13 protein-coding genes are annotated in these 22809 nt (G+C 73.2%); 8 read left to right on the top strand and 5 right to left on the bottom strand.

The features are described from left to right. The first annotated feature begins 75 nt into the window (after positions 1-75). From ACFYL6_RS00235 to ACFYL6_RS00205, 7 genes are all read left to right on the top strand, one after another. Positions 76-1959 carry an HAD-IIIC family phosphatase gene (locus ACFYL6_RS00235; RefSeq protein ID WP_387165562.1) on the top strand — a complete coding sequence of 628 codons (1884 nt, stop codon included), beginning with the start codon at positions 76-78 and terminating at the stop codon, positions 1957-1959. Beyond that, positions 1952-2200 (top strand): phosphopantetheine-binding protein, encoded by a 249-nt coding sequence (locus ACFYL6_RS00230; RefSeq protein ID WP_238661465.1) that lies wholly within the window; start codon positions 1952-1954, stop codon positions 2198-2200. The genes ACFYL6_RS00235 and ACFYL6_RS00230 overlap by 8 nt, the downstream gene beginning before the upstream one ends. Beyond that, entirely contained in the window at positions 2197-3135 is a 939-nt protein-coding gene (locus tag ACFYL6_RS00225) for a thiamine pyrophosphate-dependent dehydrogenase E1 component subunit alpha (protein ID WP_387165560.1), read from the top strand. Before ACFYL6_RS00230 ends, ACFYL6_RS00225 begins: the two co-directional genes overlap by 4 nt. Continuing rightward, positions 3128-4141, top strand: a complete 1014-nt coding sequence (locus tag ACFYL6_RS00220; protein ID WP_387165558.1) for an alpha-ketoacid dehydrogenase subunit beta — start codon at positions 3128-3130, stop codon at positions 4139-4141. The genes ACFYL6_RS00225 and ACFYL6_RS00220 overlap by 8 nt, the downstream gene beginning before the upstream one ends. After that, on the top strand, positions 4134-5342 hold the full coding sequence (locus ACFYL6_RS00215) for a 2-oxo acid dehydrogenase subunit E2 (protein ID WP_387165556.1): 1209 nt from the start codon (positions 4134-4136) through the stop codon (positions 5340-5342). The genes ACFYL6_RS00220 and ACFYL6_RS00215 overlap by 8 nt, the downstream gene beginning before the upstream one ends. A 145-nt stretch (positions 5343-5487) precedes the next feature. Continuing rightward, positions 5488-7623 (top strand): RNA polymerase recycling motor ATPase HelR, encoded by a 2136-nt coding sequence (gene helR, locus ACFYL6_RS00210; RefSeq protein WP_387165554.1) that lies wholly within the window; start codon positions 5488-5490, stop codon positions 7621-7623. Positions 7624-7832: 209 nt separating this feature from the next. Further along, entirely contained in the window at positions 7833-8600 is a 768-nt protein-coding gene (locus ACFYL6_RS00205) for a hypothetical protein (protein ID WP_387165552.1), read from the top strand. Between the two features lie 58 nt (positions 8601-8658). Here ACFYL6_RS00205 and ACFYL6_RS00200 read toward each other — a convergent pair whose 3' ends face one another. The 4 genes from ACFYL6_RS00200 to ACFYL6_RS00185 are packed head-to-tail and all read right to left on the bottom strand — an operon-like array spanning position 8659 to position 17780. Further along, on the bottom strand, positions 8659-8865 hold the full coding sequence (locus ACFYL6_RS00200) for an MbtH family protein (RefSeq protein ID WP_387165550.1): 207 nt from the start codon (positions 8863-8865) through the stop codon (positions 8659-8661). Next, entirely contained in the window at positions 8858-11944 is a 3087-nt protein-coding gene (locus ACFYL6_RS00195) for a type I polyketide synthase (protein WP_387165548.1), read from the bottom strand. The genes ACFYL6_RS00200 and ACFYL6_RS00195 overlap by 8 nt, the downstream gene beginning before the upstream one ends. Next, complete coding sequence (locus tag ACFYL6_RS00190; RefSeq protein WP_387165546.1) at positions 11941-15237, bottom strand: amino acid adenylation domain-containing protein; 3297 nt, start codon at positions 15235-15237, stop codon at positions 11941-11943. Before ACFYL6_RS00190 ends, ACFYL6_RS00195 begins: the two co-directional genes overlap by 4 nt. Continuing rightward, entirely contained in the window at positions 15234-17780 is a 2547-nt protein-coding gene (locus ACFYL6_RS00185) for an amino acid adenylation domain-containing protein (protein WP_387165544.1), read from the bottom strand. The genes ACFYL6_RS00190 and ACFYL6_RS00185 overlap by 4 nt, the downstream gene beginning before the upstream one ends. A 299-nt stretch (positions 17781-18079) precedes the next feature. Here ACFYL6_RS00185 and ACFYL6_RS00180 point away from each other — a divergent pair, with 299 nt between their 5' ends. Next, positions 18080-20383, top strand: a complete 2304-nt coding sequence (locus tag ACFYL6_RS00180) for a BTAD domain-containing putative transcriptional regulator (protein WP_387165542.1) — start codon at positions 18080-18082, stop codon at positions 20381-20383. A gap of 51 nt (positions 20384-20434) precedes the next feature. On the opposite strand, the gene ACFYL6_RS00175 is transcribed toward ACFYL6_RS00180, so the two are convergent. Continuing rightward, the gene (locus ACFYL6_RS00175) at positions 20435-22516 is read right to left on the bottom strand and encodes a PQQ-dependent sugar dehydrogenase (protein WP_387165540.1); all 2082 of its coding nucleotides are present in this window, start codon (positions 22514-22516) and stop codon (positions 20435-20437) included. Positions 22517-22809 lie beyond the last annotated feature (293 nt).

The raw sequence follows: 22809 nt of genomic DNA, 5'->3' as shown, positions 1-22809 counted from the left end.
GTGTCCACCGACGGCGGCGCCGTGACCGGCGCGCCGACAACGACCCCGCCCGGCGGGGAGAGGAAGGAAGACGGAATGAGAGTCGAGGAGGTCCTCCTCCGGATCCGCCGGCTACGCCGTCCCGACGCGCCCGCAGACCCGGAGCTGGCACCCGGCCTGGTCCACCTGGACGACGCGGCGATCACCACCGTCGCGTCCGCCGGCAGACTGCTCGCCGACGTGCCCGCCGAGAAGCTGGCCAGCCCGAACTTCCCGCTCCGGCCGCTGCGGGTCGCCATCACCGGCACGTTCACCCCGGGCACGGTCGAGCCACTGCTGCGGGTGGCGTTGCTGCGCATCGGTATCGCCGCCGAGATCCACGTCTCCGGCTTCGACCAGGTGGTCCTCGACCTCAGCGACCCGGGCTCCGCGCTCGCCGAGTTCCGGCCGGACGTCACGCTCTGCCTGCTGCACGACGGCTGGTTCCTGCCCGCCGAGTGGGACCCCGGCGACCTGGGCGGCCTGGCCGACGCGCTGGGCGAGCGGGCGGCCGTACTGGAGGCCGCCGTTCGGGGCTACGCCGCCCGCAGTGACGGCGCGTTGCTGCTGCACACCGTGCCGCTGTCCCCGCTGGAGCACCGCAGCCTGGTCAGCTTCCGGGGTCGGGCCGCGCTGGGACGGGTCTGGCGGGAGCTGAACGGGCGACTGCTGGAGCTGGGCGAACGGGACGCGGCGTACACCCTCGACCTGGAGACGTTGCTGGTGGACCACGACGGCCCGGTGCGCGACGAGCGCCTGTACCGGTTCGCCAGCATGGCCTGGACGCCCACGGTGGAACGCCGCTACGCCCACGAGGCCGCCGCCTTCTGCCGGGCGGTCCTAGGCCGGACGGCGAAGGTGCTCGCGCTGGATCTGGACAACACGCTCTGGGCGGGCGTGCTGGGCGACGACGGGTTGGCCGGCATCATGCTGGGCACCGACTACCCCGGCAACTGCCACCGGGACGTGCAGCGACGTGCCCTGGCGCTGCGCCGGCAGGGCGTGCTGCTGGCGGTGTGCAGCAAGAACGACCCCGACCTGGTGACCGAGGCGTTCGCACAGCACCCGGATCTGCTGCTGCGGGCCGACGACTTCGTGGCGCAGGCGGTCAACTGGGGGCGTAAGGACGACAACCTGCGTCAGCTCGCCGGCACCCTCAACCTCGGCCTGGACGCCGTGGTGTTCGCCGACGACAGCCCCTTCGAGTGCGAGCTGGTACGCCACGAGTTACCCGCCGTACGGGTGGTGGAGCTGGCCGGCGACCCGGCCGGCTTCTCCGGCAGACTGCTCGCCGAGGGGCACTTCACCGTGCTGGCAACCGGCGCCACCGACCGCGAGCGCACCGAGCTGTACCGGGCCCGCAGCGGCCGGGAACGCTTCGCCGCCACCTTCGACTCGGCGACGGACTACCTGCACGAGCTGAAACTGCGGGTCACCGTCCGCCCGGTGGACGACCTCAGCCTGCCCCGGGTCACCCAGCTCGGGTTGCGCACCAACCAGTTCACCATGACCGAACGGGCGCACACCGAGGCGCAGACCCGCCAGCGCGCCGCCTCACCCGACCACCTGGTGCTCACCGTCGAGGTCACCGACCGGTTCGGCGCCGAAGGGCTGGTCGGCGGCGTGTGGCTCGACCGGAGCGACCCGGACGCCTGGGTGATCGAGAACTTCGTGCTCAGTTGCCGGGTCTTCTCCCGCGGCGTCGAACAGGCCGCGCTGCACCGGGTGGCGGAGCTGGCCGCCTCGACCGGCGCCACCCGGTTGGAGGCGCTGTTCCGACCCACCACCCGCAACAAGCCCGGCGGGGCGGTCTGGCCCGCCGCCGGTTTCACCGTGGCGTCCGAACAGGACGGCACCACCCGGCACGTGCTGCCACTGCACCCACCGCCCCGGCTGTTGCCGGCGTGGATCGCCCTGGAGGAGGGAGACGTCCGTGCCTGATCTGTTCACCACCGTCGCGGACCTCATCGAACAGGTCGCCGACGTACCGGCCGAGCGGCTCTCGCCCGATGTCCGGTTCGCGACGCTGACCAACTGGACCAGCCTGGAGGCGCTGCGGCTGCTCGCAGCCCTGGAGGACGAGCTCGGGGTCCGGCTGGACCTGCGGGCGTACCTGGCGGTGACCGCCGTCGGCGAGCTGGTCGGCCTGGTCGCCGGCGAGCTGGACGGGGCAGCCCGGTGACCGCCACCCGCACCGAGGCGCCGCCGACCGCGCCGACCCGGCTCGCCGACGTCGACCTGGACCTGCTGCTGCTGATCCGGCACTTCGAGCTGGCGCTGCTGGACATGTTCGGCCGGGGCGAACTGCACGGCACCACGCACACCTGCCTCGGCCAGGAGTACGTGCCGGTCGCGCTGCGTCCCCTGCTCACCGACGGCGACTTCGTGTTCAGCAACCACCGGGGCCACGGCCACTACCTGGCCCGGTTCGACGACCCACACGGGCTGCTCGCCGAGGTGATGGGACGCGAGGGCGCGGTCTGCCACGGGGTCGGCGGCAGTCAGCACATCCTACGCGACCGTTACCTGTCGACCGGGGTGCAGGGCGAGAGCGCGCCGGTGGCCGCCGGGGTCGCGCTGCACCTCAAGCGCGCCGAGCCGGGCCGGCTGGCGCTGGTCTACCTCGGCGACGGCACCTGGGGCGAGGGCGCGGTCTACGAGGCGCTGAACATGGCGGCGCTGTGGGGGTTGCCGCTGCTGCTGGTGGTGGAGAACAACGGCATCGCCCAGTCCACGCCGACCACCGCGCAGCTCGCCGGCAGCATCGGCGGGCGGGCCCGGGCGTTCGGGGTGGACCACCTCCGGGTCACCTCCACCGACACCGCGGTGGTCCGGTCCGCGCTGGGGCCGGTGCTGCGCCGGGTCCGGGAACGCTGCACGCCGTACGTGGTGGAACTGCTCACCCACCGCGTGGGGCCGCACAGCAAGGGCGACGACAACCGCCGCCCCGACGAGCTGGCGTACGCGAAGGCGCACGACTGGTACGTCCGGTACGCCGAGGCGTACCCGGAGCAGTTCACCGCGCACGACGAGGGGCAACGCGCGTACGTGGCGCAGGTGGTCCGGGAGGTCACCGGTCGACCGGCGAGTCGCTGGGCGGAGGCGGACCGTGGCTGAGCGGGTGGTGGAGAACCTCAACCAGGCGTTGCACGCGTTGCTGGCCGACGATCCCGGGTTGACACTGCTCGGGGAGGACGTGGTCGACCCGTACGGCGGGGCGTTCAAGGTGACCCGGGGGCTGTCGACGCGCTGGCCGGACCGGGTGCGGTCCACCCCGTTGAGCGAGGGAGGCATCGTCGGCGTGGCCGGGGGCCTGGCGCTGGCGGGGCAGAGCGCGATCGTCGAGATCATGTTCAGTGACTTCGTGGCGCTGGCGTTCGACCAGATCCTCAACTTCGCCAGCAAGTCGACCGCCATGTACGGCCGGCGGGTGCCGATCCGACTGGTGGTGCGCTGCCCCACCGGCGGCAACCGGGGGTACGGCCCGACGCACAGCCAGAGCCCGCAGAAACACTTCGTCGGCATCCCCGGTCTGAGCCTGCACGAGGTGTCGCCGTTCCACGACAACCGGACGGTCCTCGCCGGCATGCTCGCCGCCGGGCGGCCGGGGCTGCTCTTCGAGGACAAGGTTCTCTACACCACCCGCATGTACGCCGACGGCGTGGTCGACGAGCTGTTCCGCTACGACCTGATCGGTCCGGACGCCGACGTGGCCCGGGTCTGGGTGGACGACCCGGGGCAGGCCGACTGCGTGCTCGTCGTACCCGGCGGGTTGGCCGCGCGGGCCGTGTCGGTGGCCCGGGAGCTGCTGCTGCGCGACGACATCGTCTGCCAGGTGCTGGTGCCGTCACGCCTCTGGCCGCTGGACGCGGACACCCTGCTGCCGCCGATCGCCCGTGCCGGCCGGGTGGTGGTGGCCGAGGAGAGCACGGCCGGCGGCACCTGGGGCGCGGAGTTGGCGCACGTCGTGCACCAGCGGCTCTGGGGCGCCCTGCGGGCACCGGTGCGGCTCGTGCACTCCGCCGACAGCGTCATCCCGACCGCCGCGCATCTCGAACGCACAGTGCTGGTGCAGGACGCCGACATCCACCGGGCCGTGAAGGAGGTCGTCAGCGGTGACTGACCTGGTCGTTCCCAAGCTCAACAACAACGACACGACGTACGTGCTGATCGACTGGCTGGCCGCGGACGGCGAGCAGGTGCGGGCCGGTGAGCCGATCGCCGAGGTGGAGACCTCCAAGGCGGCCGAGGAGTTGCTCAGCGACTACACCGGCGTGCTGCACCGGGTCACCGAGGTCAACCAGGAGTGCGCCCCCGGTGACATCATCGGCCACGTCTTCGACAGCGAGGAGGCCCGACAGCGCTTCCTCGCCTCGACGGTCGCCCCGGCGGGGCAGTCTCCCGACGCCCACCCGGGCGGGCCGGTGCTCACCGACTCGGCCCGGGAATTGGCCGCCGCACACGGTCTCGGTGACGACGAGCTGCGCGCGCTCGGCAAGGCGGTGGTCCGGCGTACCGATGTGGAACGCCTGCTGGCCGACCGGTCGGCGGCGCCCGCGGTGACGACCGAGCCGGTGGTGGTGGCCGCGGCCGCCGCGCTCGCGGCCGGCGACGGCCCGGAGCCGGACGACCCCCGCCCGGTGCACGCGCTCTCCCGGGCCCAACGGGCGGTGGCCGCGGTGGTCACCGAGTCGCACCGGGAGGTGCCGGCCGCACTCGCCGTCATCAAGGTACGCGTCGACGCCGCCCTCGCGGTGGCCCGGCAGCTCACCCGTACCACCCGCACCCTGGTCGGTTTGCCGGAACTGCTGGTGAAGGCGATCGGTGAGCTGCGCGAGGAGCACCCGTTGCTGTTTGCCGCCCCCGGCGACGGCAGCAGCGTACGGCTCGCCGAGGCGGCGCACGTCGGCGTCACCATCGATGTCGGCACCGGGCTGTTCATCCCGGTGGTCCGGGACGTGGAGGAGCTGACCTGCGCGGAGATCGCCGAGACGCTCATGGACTTCCGCTCCCGGGCCGGCGGGACCGGCTTCCGCGCCGGCGAGCTGGCCGGTGGCACCATCGTGGTCTCCCTGCACACCGACCCGGACGTGGTGCTCGCCGGGCCGATCGTCTTCCCGGGCCAGACCTGCGTGGTGGCGATCGGCGGCACCCAGGACGAGCTGGCCCTGGACGGCGCCGGCCAGATCGTCACCCGCCGGTTCGTCAACCTCAGCGCCGTCTACGACCACCGGGTGGTCAACGGGCGGGAGGCGGTGGCCTTCCTCCAGGCGGTGAAGGCGGCGTTGGAGGCGCCGGCCCAACTGGCCGACGAACTGTTGTGAACACGAAAAACGGGAGACACCTGGTCTCCCGCCACTTCTAACTTATACCGCACTGGGGGGCTTGCGGCAAGACCCCGTTTATGACGCAGAATCGTCGGCCGAGGCCAGATTCTGCCGAAATGGACGTCATATTTTGCCTACCTCCGTGTTCGCACTTCCCGATCACCTCGCCCCCAAGGCCGACCCGGCGCTCATCGCCCACGACGAGCGGCACTTCACCGACATGGCGGCGAGTCTCGCGCAGCTGACCGCGGAGCTGTCCGACCGCCTCGACACCGCGCGCCGGGCGCCCGGCGGCAAGGGCCGGCAGGCCGTCGACCGGGACGAGGAGGTCCGCCGGCTGACCGCCCGCCTGCGCTCGCTGAGCCGCTACGGGCTGGACCTGTGCCTCGGCCACGTGGTCGAGGCGGACAACCCCGAGCCCGTGTACGTCGGACGTCGCGGCCTCACCGACAGCACGGGCCGACGGCTGCTGCTCGACTGGCGCTCACCCGCCGCCGAGCCGTTCTTCGGCGCGACCCACGCCAACCCGATGGGCCTGGCGAGCCGCCGCCGGTACCGCTGGACCCGCGGCCGGATCAGCGACTACTGGGACGAGGTGTTCACCCCGGACGGGTTCGTGGGGCACGCCGTCTCGCTCGACGACCAGTCCGCGTTCATCGCGAGCCTGGGCAGCGCCCGGTCGGCCCGGATGCGCGACGTGCTCAGCACGATCCAGGCGGACCAGGACGCCATCATCCGGGCGGGTTCGGCTGGCGCCCTCGTGGTCGACGGCGGTCCGGGCACCGGTAAGACGGTCGTCGCCCTGCACCGCACCGCGTACCTGCTCTACTCCGACCCGCGCCTCGGTCAGCGCCGGGGTGGGGTGCTCTTCGTGGGGCCGCACCAGCCCTACCTGGCCTACGTCTCCGACGTGCTGCCCAGCCTCGGAGAGGAGGACGTGCAGACCTGCACCCTGCGCGACCTCGTGCCCGAGGGGGCCACGGCAACCGTCGACACCGACCCGGAGGTGGCCCGGCTGAAGTCCTCGGCCGAGCTGGTCCGGGCGGTCGACGCGGCCGTCCGGTTCTACGAGGAACCGCCGGTCACCCCGATGACGATCACGGTCGGCGACGCTGACGTCCGGCTGAGCGCCGACGACTGGGCTGACGCGTTCCGGGCGCCCGGTCCGGGCACCCCGCACAACGAGGCGCGCGAGGAGATCTGGGAGGAGTTGCTCACCATCCTCATCGACCGCTACGACGGCGAGGAGCCGGACGACGTGCTGCGCGACTCGCTGCTGCGCAACCGGGGACTGCGGGCGACTGTCAACCGCGCCTGGCCGTTGCTCGACGCGGCCGAACTCGTCGGTGACCTGTGGTCGGTGCCCGCGTACCTGCGCAGGTGCGCGCCGTGGCTCAGCCCGGCGGAGGTCCGCACGCTGCAACGCGACGAGCCCCGGGCCTGGACCGTGTCCGACCTGCCGCTGCTGGACGCGGCACGGCAGCGACTCGGCGACGCGGAACGCGCGGGGCGCAGCCGTCGGCACGACCCGGCCGCCGCCGTCGAACGCGAGCACATGGCCCGGGTCGTCGACGAACTGCTCGCCGCCGACACCTACGACGACGGCGAGGGCCTGCTGTCGATGCTGCGCCAACCCGACCTGCGCGACGTCCTGGTCGACGACTCCGCGCTGCCGGACGCCGACCCGGACCTGCTGGCCGGCCCGTTCGCGCACATCGTCGTCGACGAGGCGCAGGAGCTGACCGACGCCCAGTGGCAGATGCTGCTGGCGCGCTGCCCGTCGCGCAGCTTCACCATCGTGGGAGACCGCGCCCAGGCCCGGCACGGGTTCACCGAGTCGTGGCAGGAACGCCTCAAGCGGGTCGGGCTGGACCGGGTCACAGTGGCCTCGTTGAGCATCAACTACCGGACGCCGGCGGAGGTCATGGCGGAGGCCGAGCCGGTCATCCGGGCCGTGCTCCCCGACGCCAACGTGCCGACCTCGATCCGCGGCAACGGGCTCCCCGTCGTCCACGGCTCGGTCGCCGACCTGGGGTCGATCCTCGACACCTGGCTCGCCGCGCACACCGACGGGATCGCCTGCGTCATCGGCGACCCGACGTTCCCGCCCACGGCCCGCGTCCGGTCACTGAGCCCGGAGCAGGCCAAGGGGCTGGAGTTCGACCTGGTCGTCCTCATCGACCCGGAGACCTTCGGCACCGGCATCGAAGGGGCTGTCGACCGCTACGTCGCGATGACCCGGGCGACCCAGCAACTCGTACTGCTGACCAGCGGTTGAGGGTGCTCAGCCCGGCGGTGCTTCGGGGTTTCGCTCTTGACGGCTATACCACTGAGGAATATCTATACCTCAGTGGTATAGCGCTCTCCAGGCCATGGCTGCGCCCCGCCGGGCGTGGACCGGATCACTGTGGCGTGTCGCCAACTCAACCGGTAGCGTCGTGCTCTTCGGCTGCCGCGCGCCGCCGGAGTCCGCGAAGGCGCGTCTCCATGACACAACCCACGCCTCCACGGCGTCGGCTCGACGCCGCACTGGCCCATCTCGCCACCACCTTCCGTGGCATGGCCGCCCACCCCGACGACGGCAACTGCGAGTGCCACTGGGGCAGCGCCGAGGAACTTGCTCTGCTCAAGACCCCGGACGTCGAGCTGGACCCGGATCTGCTGCGCCGTACCTACCGGGCCGGCGACTGGGACTTTCCCGCCGCCATGCTGCGCCGGATTCTGCCGCAACTAGCCACGGCGCTGGTCAACGGCGAGGTGGAGCGTCTGGGCAGCATGGAGTTTGCCGGACGGGCGTTCGCGCTCGGCCGCTGGCAGCAGTGGCCCGCCGAGCAGTCGACGGCGATTCGCGAGTTCCTGGACGCCTGGTGGGTCGTCACGCTCACCGACCCGGACGCCGCAGTCCCGGCGTACGCGGTGCTGGCCATGCTCACGGAAGCCTCCGGCGCGCTCGACCGTTGGCTTGGCGCCTGGGCGGCTGAGAACAGCCCCGTGGCGAATCAACGGCTCGCCGAGGCTTTCGGAGAGTGGGACTACGACCTGCTCTGCGACGACCTGCCGTGGAGCACCTGGGAGTTGACGGACGACGAGGAGGAGAACCTCCGCGCGGAGCTCACCGCCTGGCTGCTCCAGCATGCCCCGGCCCGGCTGCGGATGGTCGATACCGACCCGGAACTACTGCACCGGATCAGGCTGCTCGGCATCCCGGACCCGGCCCGCTGGGACGAGCCGCACTGGCCGACCTACACCCACTGACCGGGGTTTCGGCGAGGCAGCCCAGGCCGGCGGGCGCTGGACCGGGCCGCGCTGCCGCTCAGCCCAGCCGGGCGGTCTCGGCGGCCAGGTGTTCGCGGACGCTGCGGGGGCGCATGTCGGTCCAGGTCCGGGCCACGAAGTCCAGGCACTCCTGGCGGCTGCCGGCGCAACCGGCGTCCCGCCAGCCGTCCGGGATTTCCTTGTGGCGGGGCCAGAGGGCGTACTGCTCCTCGTCGTTGACCAGAACGCGCTGCTCGTCAGCCATCACGGTTTCCTTCCTCGTGTCGGGCCAGGTGCAGCTCGCGGGCGAGACTCTCCGGGGACAACGCCCGGATCTCCGCGAGCAGGTCGGCCAGGTCGCCGTCCGTGGGTGGGGCAACCGCCGGGGGTACGTCGGCGGTCGGTCGTGCCAGCGCGGCGACGGTACGGGCCAGCGCGGTAGGGGTGGGTGACTCGAAGATCGCGGCCGGTGGCAGGTCCACGCCGAGCGCGTCGCGCAGCCGGGCCACCACCCGGGTGCCGAGCAGTGAGTGCCCGCCCAGCTCGAAGAAGTCGTCGTGCGGGCCGATCTCGTCCACCCCGAGCAGGTCCATCCAGATCCGCCGCACCACCTCGTACGGCTCGTCGACCGGCGCGGGTGGCGAGGCCGCCGGGGTAGGCTCCGGCGCGAGGTCGCCGGTGTCGAGGGGTGCCGACCGCTGTGGCTGGAACCGCTCGACCCAGTGCCGTTGCCGGGCGAACGGGTACGTGGGCAGGGGCACCCGCCGTCGTCCGTCGTTGCCGCCGTCGGGCCAGCGCACCGGCACCCCGGCCAGCCAGAGCCGGCCGACCGCCAGGGCGACAATGGCCTCCTCGCCGGCCGGTGTGCGGTCGGCGGGCAGGGTGGTCGACACCGGGACGCCGCGCGCCGCCTCGTGTTGGCGGGCGAGGGTGGCCAGGGTGCGTCCGGGGCCGACCTCCAGCAACGCGAAGCGCTGGCGCAGCAGCAGGTCGGCGCCGGCGGTGAAGTTGACCGGTCGGCGCAGCTGCCGCACCCAGTAGGCGGGGTCGGTGGCCTCGTCGTCGGTGAGCCAGCCGCCCGTCACGTTCGACACCACGGGCACTGTGGGCGGGCGCAGCGGCACCTCGCGCAGGTGCGCGGCGAAGCCGGCGAGGGCCGGTTCCATCATGGCCGAGTGGAAGGCGTGTGAGGTGCGTACCTCCCGGCAGGCCACCCCGCGCTCGCGCAGTTCGACGGCGAGCGCGGCGACGGCGGCGGTCGTGCCGGACACGGTGGTGAGCCGGGGCGCGTTGGCGGCGGCCACCTCGACCCCGGCGGGCAGCAGGGGCGCGACCTCGTCGGCGGGGAGGTCCACCGAGAGCATCGACCCGGGCGCCTGTGCCTGCATGAGCCGGCCGCGTACGGCGACGGTGGCGAGCGCGTCCGGGAGGGTGAAGACGCCGGCCCGGCACGCGGCCACGTACTCGCCGAGGCTGTGGCCGGCCAGGGCCGCCGGGCGTACGCCGTGGTGGTGCAAAAGCTCGGCGAGCGCGTACTCGACGGCGAAGAGGGCCGGTTGGGTGAGCCAGGTCTCGTCCAGCTCCGGCGCGGCGGGCACCGGGTCACCGGGTGGGCAGAGCAGGGTACGCAGGTCCACGTCGAGGTGCGGGCGGAGCAGGTCCGCGCAGCGGTCGAAGGCGGCCCGGTAGACGGGTTCGGTGCGGTACAGGGTGCGGCCCATCCCGGCGTACTGCGCGCCCTGGCCGGGGAAGAGCAGCGCCACTCCCGCCGGGGCGCCGGCGGCGACGCCGGTACGGACCAGCGCCGAGTCCCGGTCCGCGAGTTGGGCGGCGGCGACCGCCGCGGTGGCGGCGACGGTGACCAGCCGGTGCCCGAGCTCCGGCCGGGACCCGCGCAGGGTGTACGCGACGTCGGCCAGCGGGAGGTCGGGGTCCTCGGCCAGGTGGGTCGCGAGCTGCGCGCGAGCGCGGTCGAGCGCGTCGTCGTCCCTGGCGGAGAGCACCAGCAGGTGGGAGGCGTCGGTGTCGGCGGGCTCGACGGGCTCGACGGCCTCGACGGCCTCGAGGACCACGTGGGCGTTGGTCCCGCCGATGCCGAAGGAGCTGACCGCGGCGCGGGGCGGCGTGTCGAGGTCGGGCCAGGGCTGCGCGGCGATGGGTACCCGGAACGGGCCGCCGGTCAACTCGGGATGCGGCTCGGTGCAGTACGGGCTGGGTGGCACGACGCGGTGGTGCAGCGCCAGCGCCGCCTTGATCAGGCCGGTCACCCCGGCCGCGACGTCGAGGTGCCCGAGGATCGACTTGACCGAGCCGAGCGCGCACCGGCCGTCGGCGGTGCCCCGGAACGCCTCGGCGAGGGCCCGCAGCTCGATCTGGTCGCCCAGCTCGGTGCCGGTGCCGTGCGCCTCGACGTACCCGATGCTCGCCGGTTCGACCTCGGCCAGCTCCTGGGCGGCCCGGATCACCGCGACCTGGCCGTCCACCCCGGGCGCGGTGAAACCGACCTTCACCCGGCCGTCGTTGTTGATCGCCGAGCCGCGGATCACCGCGTACACGGTGTCGCCGTCGCGGCGGGCGTCCGCCAGCCGGCGCAGCACGACCACTGCGACGCCGTCGCCGCCGACGGTTCCGCTGGCCCGCACGTCGAACGGTCGACAGTGCCCGTCGCGGGACATAATGCCGCCGACCTCGTGGCGGTAGCCGGTGCCGGTCGGCAGCAGCACGTGCGCGCCGCCGGCGAGCGCGACGTCGCACTCCCGGGCCAGCAGCGCCTGCGCGGCGAGGTGCACCGCGACCAGCGAGGACGAGCAGGCCGTCTGCACCGCCATGGCCGGGCCGCGCAGGTCCAGGTGGTACGCCACCCGGGTGGGCAGCGAATCCTTGTCGTTGGCGAGCATCAGCTCGTACTCGCTGACCGAGTCGAGGTGCGGGTTGCGGAACAGGTGGTGCAGCAGGTAGCCGCTGGCCGCGGCGGCGGCGTACACCCCGACCAGCCGGTCCGGGTCCCCGGTGAGGTGACCGGAGCGCTCCAGCGCGGCCCAGGCGCACTCCAGGAAGAGTCGTTGTTGCGGGTCGAGCAGCCGGGCGTCGCGGGGCGAGTAGCCGAAGAAGCCGGCGTCGAACCGGTCGACGTCCGACAGCGCGCCATGCGCCGGTACGTGGTCGGGGTGGCGCCGCTCGTCCTCGGGCACCCCGGCGGCGGCCAGTTCCGCGTCGGTGAAGCGGGTGATGGTCTCCGCACCGGCGAGGACCCGCCGCCACAGCTCGTCCACGTCGGCGGCGCCGGGGAACCGGCCGCCCATCCCGACGATGGCGATCTCCAGTCCGGTCTCCTGATCGGTCATGCTCGTCCCTCCCCTGCCGGCACCGGACGGGCACGTCGGGCCCGCTCGGCGAGGGCCTGCTTGCGTTCGTCGCGGCGGCGCCCGGCGGCCGGATCCGCGGGTGGCGAGACCACCGACGGTCCGCCATCCAGGAACCGGGCCAGCAGCGCGATGGTCGGGTACCGGAACAGCTCGACGGCGGGCACCGGGCGGCCCAGCCGGTCGGTGAGCCGGACCTGGGCCCGGGCCAGCAGCAGTGAGGTGCCACCCAGGTCGAAGAAGTTGTCGTGCACGCCGACGTCGGCGAGCCCGAGCACGTCGCGCCACACCTCGGCGACGGCCCGCTCGATGTCCCCGTTCGGTGCCACGTACGCGGCACCGAGGTCGGCGCGGGTCACGGCGGGGGCGGGCAGCCGGGACGGGTCGAGTTTGCCGCTGGCGTTCACCGGCAGGTCGTCGACCACCACGAAGGCCGTCGGCACCAGATATCGGGGCAGCTGCCGGAGCAGGTCCTGGCGCAGCTCGTCCACCCGCAGGTCGTCACCGACGAGGTAGCCGACCAGCCGCCGCCCGCCGGGCGAGTCGGTGCGGACCACGGCGGCGGCGCGGCGCACACCGGCGCACTGCCTCAGCCGGGCCTCCACCTCGCCCAACTCGATCCGGTAGCCGTTGATTTTGACCTGGTTGTCGGCCCGGCCCAGGAAGACCAGTTGCCCGTCGGCACGCCAGCGGACCAGGTCGCCGGTGGCGTACATCCGCGACCCGCGCGTCGGGGCGTACGGGTCGGGCCGGAAGCGCCGCGCGGTGAGGGCCGGGTCGCCGTGGTAGCCACGGGCAACCCCGACGCCGCCGAGGTGCAGTTCACCGGGGACGCCGGGAGGCACCGGCCGCAGCTCGGCATCGAGCACGTAGGCGCGTACCCCGGTCAGGGGTCGGCCGATGGGCAGTTCGGTGCCGTCCGGGGCGCAGCGCGCGGCGGTGGCGGTCACCGTGGCCTCGGTCGGGCCGTACCCGTTGATCAGGAGCCGGCCGCGCGACCAGGCAGCGGCGACGTCCGGCGCGCAGGGTTCGCCGCCGACGGTGAGCACCCGCAGGTCCGGCACCCCGGCCGGGTCCAGGGCGTCGAGCACCACCGGGGGCAGGTCGGCCACGGTGACGCCGTGCCGGACGAGCGCGGCGGCCAGGTCGGGGCCGGGGGTGCGCTCGTCCGGGCCGAGCAGGCGCAGCGTCGCACCCACGGTGAACGCGGTGACCACATCGGACAGTGACACGTCGAAGCTGATCGAGTGGAACTGGAGGACGCGGTCGTCGGCGCGGACACCGACCAGCCGGGCCTGCGCCTCGGCGAGGTTGCACAGCCCGCGATGAGTGCCGATGACGCCCTTGGGCAGCCCCGTCGAGCCGGACGTGTAGATCAGGTAGGCGGCGGCGTCCGGGTGGACCGTTCCCGGCAGCGGGCCGGCGGTGGGCGGCAGCGGCTCGTCGAGTCGCAGCAGCGGCACGTCGCTGGCGGGCAGCGCGAGCTGCGCGTCGGCCCCGGTGAGCACCAGGGCGGCGTCGGAGTCGGTGAGCAGGTAGGCCAGCCGGGCCGCCGGCAACTGTGGATCCAGGGGCAGGTAGACCGCGCCGGCCCGAAGCGTGGCGAGCAGGGCGACCACCCAGTCCGGGCCGGCGGGCAGGCAGACCCCGACCGTGGTCTCGGGCCGTACCCCCCGGGCCACCAGGGCGCGGGCCAGCCGGTCCGCCCGCACGTCCAGCTCCCGGTAGGTAAGCGTCTGCTCCCGGTACGCCACGGCAACCGCGTCGGGGCGGGCGACGGCCTGCCGGGTCACCAACTCGGGAAGCAGTGGCTGCTGTGCCGACGCGGTGGCGGTGGCGGCCCACCGGTCGACCAGGTCCCGACCGGCGTCCGGGTGCAGCAGCGGCAACCCGGCCACCGGGGTGTCCGGGTCGGCGAGGGCGGCGGTGAGCAGCGTGGCGAGCTGGTCGGCGAGCCCTCGGGCGGTGGCCTCGTCGAAGAGCCGGGTCCGGTACTCGATCCGCCCGTCGATCCGACCCTCGTACGGGATGACGGTAAGCGTCAGGTCGAACATGGAGGTGCCGGTGTGTGTCTCGCCGCTGGCCAGCACGGTGGCCCCGGGCAGGGTCAGGCGCTGCTCCCAGCCGTCCTCGACGGCGAACATCACCTGGGCGAGCGGGTGCCGGCCGGGGTCGCGGACCGGTCGGATCTCCTGCACCAGCGCGTCGAAGGGCACCGGGTCGGTCAGCGCGGTCAGCGCCGTGTCGCGCAGCTGGTCCAGCAGCCCGGCGAAGGTCAGCTCCCCGTCGACCCGGCTGCGCAGCACCAGCGTGTTGACGAAGAAGCCGACCGCCGTCTCGCTGTCGAGGGTCTGCCGGTTCGCCACCGGGGTGGCGAGCAACAGGTCCGGCTGTTGGCTGTGCCGGTGCAGCAGCGCCGCCCAGGCCGCCGCGAAGATCATGTACGGGGTGGCGCCGGTGCGTCGCCCCGCCTCGGCGACCCGGCCGGCCAGCTCAGGCGGCCAGGAGAACTCGATCTCGTGACCGGCGTCCTCCAGCTCCGCCGGTCGGGGCCGGTCGGTGGGCAGGTCGAGTCCCGGCGGCGCACCCGCGAGGGCGTCGCGCCACCAGCCCAGCCGCCGGGCCAGCTCGGCCGGGGCGAGCAGCCGGTCCTGGGCCAGGGCGACCGGCACGTCGCGCGGCACCGGCGGCAGCGCCGCGACCCGTCCGTCCCGCGCCGCCGCGTACGCCGCCGACAACTCCTCGAAGAGCAGGCCCATGCTCCAGCCGTCGCAGACCACGTGGTGCAGGGAGAGCAGCAGCGACCAGTCGGCCGGGCCGGTACGGCACAGCGTGGCGCGCAGCAGCGGGCCCCGGGCCAGGTCGAACGGGCGGACCGCCTCGGCGGCGGCGTACTCGTCGATGCGGTCGGCCGCGACGTCGCGTACCTCGAGGGGCACGCCGTTCGGCGGCAGGACCAGTTGGTACGGCTCCCCGTCCAACGGGACGAACACCGTGCGCAGCGCCTCGTGCCGCGCCACCACCAGGTCGAGCGCGGCGCGCAGGGCCGCCACGTCCAGGTCGCCACGCAGGTCCACCCGGTACGGGACGTGGTAGGCCGGGCTCTCCGGGTGGAGTTGGGCCAGCAGCAGCATCCACTCCTGGGCGGCGGTGAGCGGGTGGATCCCGTACCGGTCACCGTCGGCGCGCAGAGCGGCGAGGAAGGCCCGCCGCCGCTCGGGCGGCAACGCGTCCACGCGCTGTCGCAGCCCGGTCGGGGTGAGGGCGGCACTCATCTCGCGCTCCCGTGCTCGTACTGGTCGAGCAGGCCGGCGAGGTCGGCGGGCGGTGCGGCGTCCGGCGGGAGCGCGTCGACCGGCCCGGAGGGCTGGACCGCCGCCTCGCGGGCACCGGTGATCTCGTCCGCCGCGGCGGCCAGAGCCGCGACGGTCGGGTGGTCGAAGATCAGTCGCAACGGCACCTCCGCGCCGATCGCGGCGGACAGCCGGGACCGCACCCGGGTCGCCTTCAACGACCGGCCGCCGAGGTCGAAGAAGTCGTCGTCGCGTCGACGCACCGGCACACCGAGCACCTCCCGCCAGATCTCGGCCACGGTCCGCTCGGTCCCGGCCCGCGGGCCGGCGTCCTCGTCGTCGGTCCGGGCCGCCTCGGGAGCGGGCGGCACGTCGGAGGCCGGCCTGTCGTCCGGTACGACCAGCGCGTCGGGTGCGGGCAGCGCCTTGGTGTCCACCTTGCCGTTGCGGTTGAGCGGCAGCCGGGGCAGCGCCACGAACACGGCCGGCACCAGGTGATCGGGCAACAGCTCCCGGGCACGTTCCCGGACCGCCTCGACGTCCACCCCGTCGGCGGGCACCACGTACGCGACCAGTCGGGCGTCGCCCGCCCCGTCGCGGTCGGCGCGCACGATGGCGTCGCGCAGCAGCCCGCTGCCGCGGAGCACCTCGGTCACCTCGCCCGGCTCCACCCGGTAACCACGGATCTTGACCTGGTGGTCCAACCGCCCGACGAACTCGATCAACCCGTCGACGCGTTGCCGGACCAGGTCGCCGGTGCGGTACAGCCGACCCCCGCCGCGCGGCCCGAACGGGTCCGGCACGAACCGGTCGGCGGTGGCCTCCGGACGGCCGAGATACCCCCGAGCCACCCCGTCCCCACCGATGAACAGCTCACCGAGCACGCCGGGCGGCACCGGCTGGAGGAACCGGTCCAGCACGTACACCCGAGTGTTCGCGACCGGGCCACCGATCGGCACCACCCGGTCGTCGGCGGTGAGCCGGGCGCAGTCGTACGTCGTGGTGTAGGTGGTGCCCTCGGTCGGGCCGTACCCGTTGACAAGTGTCGTGTCCGGGCAGGCGGCCCGCAGCCGGCTGACCGCCACCCGGTCGGCCTGTTCCCCGCCGAAGGTCAGGTAACGCAACCCGGCCAGGGCTTCCGGGGCCTCCGTCGCCAACTGTCGGGACACGGAGGTGGCCAGGAACATCATCGTCACGCCGGTGGCGCGTAGCCGCTCGCGCAGCCGGTCCGGCACGATCACGTCGTTGATGTCCAGGTCGGCCAGGCAGGCGCCGTTGAGCAGCGCCCCCCACACCTCCAGGGTGGCGGCGTCGAAGGACATCGTGGCGGCCTGCCCCATCACGTCGTCGGGGCGTACGTCGACGAAGTTCGTGTCGCGGACCAACCGGACGATGTTGCGGTGGCTGACCCCGGTGCCCTTGGGCCGGCCGGTCGAGCCGGAGGTGTACATGACGTACGCGAGTTGGTCGGGGTGGATGCTCACCTCCGGCGGACCGGCCGGGTCGGCGGCGGCCGGCAGCCGGTCCAGGACGATGCGCGGTGTCCCGTCGTCCGGCAGCCGGTCGGCCAGCGCGGCGGTGTGCAGGATCGCTCCCGGCGCGGCGTCGCGGCACATCAGTGCCAGCCGTTGCGGCGGATACCCGGGGTCCAGCGGCAGGTACGCGGCACCGACCTTGAGCGTCGCCAGGGCGGCGATCACCCACCCGGCGGTGTCGGTGAGGCAGAGTCCGACAAGCGCCTCGGGGCCGATGCCCAGTCGCCGCAGGTGCCCCGCCAACTGGTTGGCACGCCGGTCCAGTTCCCGGTAGCTGAGCACCTCGTCGCCGTGGCGCAGCGCCGGCGCGTCCGGCGTCTCCCGGGCCCACTGGGCGAACAGGTCGGGCACCGACCGGTCGCGGGGGTAGGCGGTGTCGGTGGCGTTCCACTCGGCCAGCACCCGCCGTTCCGTCACCGGGTCGAGCAGCGGCAGGTCGGACAGGCGCGCCTCGGGCCGCTCCCCGGCCCGTGCGAGCAGGACGGTCAGCGTGGCCCCGATCAGCGCCGCGTTCGGATGGGTCAGGGTGACCGTCGGCGATCCGGCGTCGTCGACCAGCAGCCGCAGCACGCCCCGCGCCCCCGGCGGCAGCGCCCCGACGCCCACCGACACCACCGGTCGATGCTCCGTCGCGGGCAGCCCCGACTCGTGGGCCCGCGCCTCGCGCAACGCCGTCCGGACCAGGTTCCGCAGCTCCGTCCAGGTGGGATTCTCGGGGACCCGCACTCGCACGGGCAGCCATCGTCCCGGCGCGGCCGGGCCGGCCGGTGTCTCGGCGAGCAGGTCGCCGCCCCCGGTCCAGCGGTGCAGCAACCCGAACACACCGGCCAGCGCGTCGACCAGCACCTCGGACGAGCCACCCGGCAGCGTCACGCCGGCCGCCGTCGTTCCGGGCACGGGCGGGAAGGGCAGGTCCGGTGGCTCCGGAAGGGCGTCGAGTTGTCGCTGCCAGAAGGCGACGAGGTCGGGCGCGACGATCTGTTCGGACATCGGATCTCAGCTCCGATCGGGCAGGCGAAACGCAATGCCCGGAATTCTGCGGCGGACCCGTGCCGGTTGCTTGTACGGGCCGTGCACGTGCTGTGGGGGCTGCCTGAGGGAATCCTGAGGGCGGCATTATGCCGATACCGCATAGCAGTCAGTAAGTACACCGACTCTTTTGGTTATGGCGATGATGCTCAATGAAGACAATGATCGTGCCGGGGGGAAGCCACGCCGGGCGTCGGCTACGGACGACCGGTTGTCTCTTCACTCACCTGAGCCTCCACGAGAGAAAACAGGAGTGGTGGATGTCCGGAGACAGACTCAACCATGCCTTGCGCCCGTCAACGCCCATTCGCGACCACCGCGGGGGCGAGGCATCGGCACCGGGTCAACCGCACCGAGGCGGTGATCCGGGGCGTGCGCTGCGCCGCCTCGCCGACATCGGCGACCGCACGGCCGCGCACCTGTGGCTCACCATCCAGCCGGACCTGCTCACCGCCACACCCGACCCGGCGGACGCCCCGCTCGCTGACATCTGGCGCGTGGCGCTCCAGCACCACCTCGACGGCGAACCGCAGTTGGCCGCCGCCCGGTTGGCGATGATCCCGATCGACGCGGCCGGCCCACACGCCGTCCAGGTGCACTGCCACGCCGCCGTGCACCACCTGATCGAGGGCGACATCGAACGGGCCACCACCGACGCCGAGGAGGCCGCCCAGGCCGCGCACGGGTGCGACTCCCCCGCCGCCCACGAGGCGTACGCCCGGCTGGCCATGCTGCTGGACGCCGCGACCGGCGACGCGTCGGCGGCACGGCGGCGAGCGCAGCCGGCGGAGGGGCTGCGCCACGCCGACGTCGGCCTGTTCCGGCTGATGGTCCATCTGGACCTCGCCGGCTACCTGCTCGGTGTCGGTGACGCCTCCGACGCACTGCGGCACGCCGAGGCGGCCGTCCGGCTGGCCGAGGTGACCGGGGACACCGGTTACGAGCCCTACGCGCTGGCCCTCACCGCCTCGGCGAAGTGCCTGCTGGGCCGACTGGAGGAGGCGCTCGCCGACAGCGCCGCCGGCCAACGCCTCCGGGAGCTGGCCGGGATCGGCGCCGACGAGGCGTTCTCCCTCACCACGCTCGGGATGGTGCACCGCCGCCGACGTGAGCCGCGCCAGGCCCGCAAGGCGTTGGAGAGCGCCCTGGCCATCCTCGGCAACGGGCAGCACCGGCCGATGTCCCGCGCCCTGATCCTCGCCGAGTTGGCGCGGATCCGGGCCGCCGACGACCTGCGCGCCGCCCGGGACCTGGCCGAACGAGCGGTCACCATGGCCCGCGAACCCGACCGGCCGTACGCGCTGCTGGCCCGCGGCTGGGTGGCGCTGCTGCGCGGCGACACCGACGCGGCCCACTTCGACGCCGCCGAGGCCCGTACCGGCGCCACCGTCGGGCGGCGGCGAGCGACCCTGATCGAGGCGCTGCAACTCACCGTCCTGGCGGCGGAGGACCCCCGGGCCGCCGCGGGCCTGCTCGACGACGCCGCCGCGCTCTGCCGGGATCTCGGCGACCCGGCCCAGGAGGCCGCGGTCCGACTGATCGCGGCCCGACTGCAGGGCCGGCAGGCTCGGCGCGGCGCGGAGGGGGCCGAGCAGAAGCTGCGCCGCTGCGGGGTACGCCTCGACCCGGGCGTCGCCGACGGGCTCACCGCCATCACGCTGCGCGTACCGGCGGTGGTCATCCACACCCTCGGCGACTTCCGGGTGTTCCGGGCCGGTGCCGTGGTGCCGTACGGCGAATGGCAGTCCAAGAAGGCCCGGGACCTGTTGAAGATCCTCGTCGCACATCGCGGCCGGGCGGTGCCGCGCGCCCGGCTGATGGAGCTGCTCTGGCCGGACGAGTCGCCGTCGCGGACCGCGAACCGGCTCTCGGTGCTGTTGTCCACCCTGCGTCGCGTGCTCGGCACCGGGCAACGCACCAGCGGGCGGGGGGCGGTGCTGGCCGACCGGGGCTCGGTGGCGATCGACCTCGACGTGATCGACGTGGACGTCGAGTCGTTCCTCACCGCCGCCGAGGAGGCGCAGGCCGCGCAGCGCGCCGGGCACCCGACCGCCGCCGGGATGTTGATCCGCGCCGACGAGCTGTACGGCGGGGACTTCCTCGCCGACGACCCGTACGAGGACTGGGCGCAACCGCTGCGCGAGGAGGCACAGGTGGCGCACACCCGCGTGTTGCGGGCCCTGGCACAACACACCTCGGACACCGATCAGAAGCTCGTCTACCTGATGCGGCTCGTGCACCGGGACCAGTACGACGAGGACGCGCACCTGGAGTTGGTGGAGGTGTTACGCGCCGCCGGCCGGCACGGTGAGGCACAGCGGCGCTACCGCGCGTACGTCGAGCGGATGCGGGAGCTGGGCATCGACCCGGCGCACACCGACGCCCCGGGCACGTCGGCCGGGTCCGGTTCGCGCGCCGACTCGTCGGCCGGCCCGGGGTCGCGGGTGGCCCGGTGGCGGGCGCCGGCCATGCTGTCCCGGCCCTGGACGACGGAGTTCGGGGATGCCGAGATCCCCACCCAGCGGGCACTGAGCTTCCAGAGTCTGAGCAAGCACCCGGTCTGACCCGCGCCCCACCAGGGCCGCCCGGAGGCGGCCCCGCGGGGGACGTCGGAACTAGTTGCCGAGAGTGACGTGGAGGACCCTCTCGTTGCTGTTGTTCGGGGTGCTGTCCTTGTCGCCGACGTTGGTGGTGGTCAGCCACAACCCTCCATCAGGAGCCGGCTCCACCGTCCGCAACCGACCGTAGGTGCCACTGAAGTACGTCTGCACGTTCGTCAGGCTGCTGCCGCTGATCACCGCGCGGTACATCCGAGCACCCCGGGCACAGGCCACGTAGAGCGCGTCGCGCACGATCGTGATGCCGGAGCAGGACCCTTCGGCGGTGGGATAGGTGCGCGCCGGCGCGATGAACCCGGCGGTACCGCAGGTGCCACTGGTGCCCTCGCACGCCGGCCAGCCGTAGTTTCCGCCCTTGGTGATCAGGTTGGTCTCGTCCATGATCGAGTTGCCGAACTCCTGCTCCCACAGCCGGCCCTGCGAGTCGAACGCCAGCCCCTGCGGGTTGCGGTGGCCGTAGCTCCAGACGTAGTTGCCGAACGGGTTGTCCGAGGGGACGGTGCCGTCCGGGTTGAGTCGCAGGATCTTGCCTTCGAGGCTGGACCGGTCCTGGGCGTAGTTGCCGTTCTGGGCGTCGCCGGTGCTGGCGTACAGCTTGCCGTCCGGGCCGAACCGCAGGCGACCACCGTCGTGGTACTTGTTCCGCCGGATACCGGTGAGGAGGACCTGCTCGCTGGCGGTGTTGAGTCGCCCGTTCTCCAGCCTGATCCGGACGATGCGGTTGTCGCTCGGCGAGGTGTGCATGATGTACAGCCAGCGGTCGCTGGAGTAGCTGGCCGAGATGGCGAGCCCCAGCAGGCCACCCTCACCGTCGGTGCTCTGCACGTTCGGCACCGTGCCCAGGTTGGTCTTGGCCCCGGTGGTCGGGTTGAGCTGGATGATGTCGTGCGCGTCGCGGCGGTTGTAGAGGACGCTGCCGTCCGGCAACGTCACCAGACCCCACGGGATGTCGGTGTCGGTGGTGACCTGCCGCACTCCGCAGACCGGGTTGGCGCACGCCGCGCCGGTGGTCACCGTCGCGGTGCCGCTTCGCGACGAGGCGTTGTCCTGCGCGTCCCGGGCCACCACGTAGTACTGGTACGCGGTGTTCGCCGCCAGACCGCTGTCGGTGAACGTGGTCGCCGGCGGCGCGCCGGTGACCGTGCCCACCTTCGCGCCGGCCCGGTAGATGTCGTACGCCCGCACGCCGATGTTGTCGGTGGACGCTGTCCAGCGCAGTGTCACAGTGGTGCCCGACGCGGTGCCGGTGAGCTGTTGCGGCGCCGTCGGTGGTTGGCTGTCGGCCTGGCAGGGCGGCGGAGTGATCGAGACGGTGGCACTCGCCTGCGACACGTTGCCGGCGGCGTCGCGGGCGTTGACGTACAGGCCCCAGGTCGCCCCGGCCACGACCGTCAGGTTGGTGGAGAGCGTCGTGCCACTCACCGACGTCATCAGCTGGCCGTCGTGGTAGATGTCGTAGAAGGCCACCGCCACGTTGTCCGTCGAGGCGTTCCACGCGAACGTCACCGAGTTGCAGGTCAGGCCGCTGACCCGCGGGCTGCCCGGCGCCGTCGGCGGCTGGCTGTCGGCGCTGCCGAGAGACGTCGTCCACCGCTGGTTGGACTGCCCGTTGCAGGTCCAGAGACCGACGGTGGTGCTGTTGGCGGTGCCCGCGCCGCTGACGTCCAGGCACAGGGCGGACTGGACGCCGACGATCGTCCCGGAGGTGGTGATGCGCCAGCGTTGGTTGGCGCCGCCGTTGCAGCCGTTGATCTGCAGCGCCGCCGGGGCGGTGGTGTCCTGGCCGACGACGTCCAGGCACATGGTGTCGTCGTAGACCCGTAGTTCACCACTTGAGGTGAGGGTCCACGCCTGGTTGGCCTGCCCGTTGCAGTCGTAGATGTTGATGCCGGCACCGGCGGTCCTGACGTTGCCGACCACGTCCAGGCAACGACCGCTGGCCACACCGACGACTGTCGACGGTGCCGCGGCGGCCGCCGGCACTCCGACGGCCAGGCTCAGCAGCGTCACCGCAACCATCGCCACCGGCAACAGCCGCCGTCGTGGGCGACGAGAATTTCTCAGCGCGACGACTCGCATCCGTCCTCCAGGCTCGGGGCGTCGACGGGCCACCCGGACGACGAAGCGTCCGACCACCCCGAACAAGTACATCGACCATCAAAGATGCGTTCGGCGCACATGTCAAACGATGTCCCCCGATCGGGGGGCGAACGGTGCAGACGCTTCTCCTCCTCAGGTCGTAGGCGCAGTGCCGTCCTGCGCCAGATGGATCAGCGCGATTCCTCGAACAGGCTTGTTCCAGGGCATCGGGTGACGCCGTACGGACCTGCTCCGGACACCCGTTCGCCTGGGAAGGCACTGGCAGACAATGC

Source organism: Micromonospora sp. NPDC007208, from assembly GCF_042869175.1.
Classification (GTDB): Bacteria; Actinomycetota; Actinomycetes; order Mycobacteriales; family Micromonosporaceae; genus Micromonospora; species Micromonospora foliorum.
Note: the sequence above shows the minus strand (reverse complement) of the source record. Positions and strands in the feature narration are given on the sequence as shown.

Excerpts from the sequence above, each read along its gene's own strand:
- ACFYL6_RS00235 (WP_387165562.1), top strand. The coding sequence starts at position 76 with ATGAGAGTCGAGGAGGTCCTCCTCCGGATCCGCCGGCTACGCCGTCCC.
- ACFYL6_RS00205 (WP_387165552.1), top strand. The coding sequence starts at position 7,833 with ATGACACAACCCACGCCTCCACGGCGTCGGCTCGACGCCGCACTGGCC.
- ACFYL6_RS00200 (WP_387165550.1), bottom strand. The coding sequence starts at position 8,865 with ATGGCTGACGAGCAGCGCGTTCTGGTCAACGACGAGGAGCAGTACGCC.
- ACFYL6_RS00195 (WP_387165548.1), bottom strand. The coding sequence starts at position 11,944 with ATGACCGATCAGGAGACCGGACTGGAGATCGCCATCGTCGGGATGGGC.
- ACFYL6_RS00190 (WP_387165546.1), bottom strand. The coding sequence starts at position 15,237 with ATGAGTGCCGCCCTCACCCCGACCGGGCTGCGACAGCGCGTGGACGCG.
- ACFYL6_RS00185 (WP_387165544.1), bottom strand. The coding sequence starts at position 17,780 with ATGTCCGAACAGATCGTCGCGCCCGACCTCGTCGCCTTCTGGCAGCGA.
- ACFYL6_RS00180 (WP_387165542.1), top strand. The coding sequence starts at position 18,080 with ATGTCCGGAGACAGACTCAACCATGCCTTGCGCCCGTCAACGCCCATT.
- ACFYL6_RS00175 (WP_387165540.1), bottom strand. The coding sequence starts at position 22,516 with ATGCGAGTCGTCGCGCTGAGAAATTCTCGTCGCCCACGACGGCGGCTG.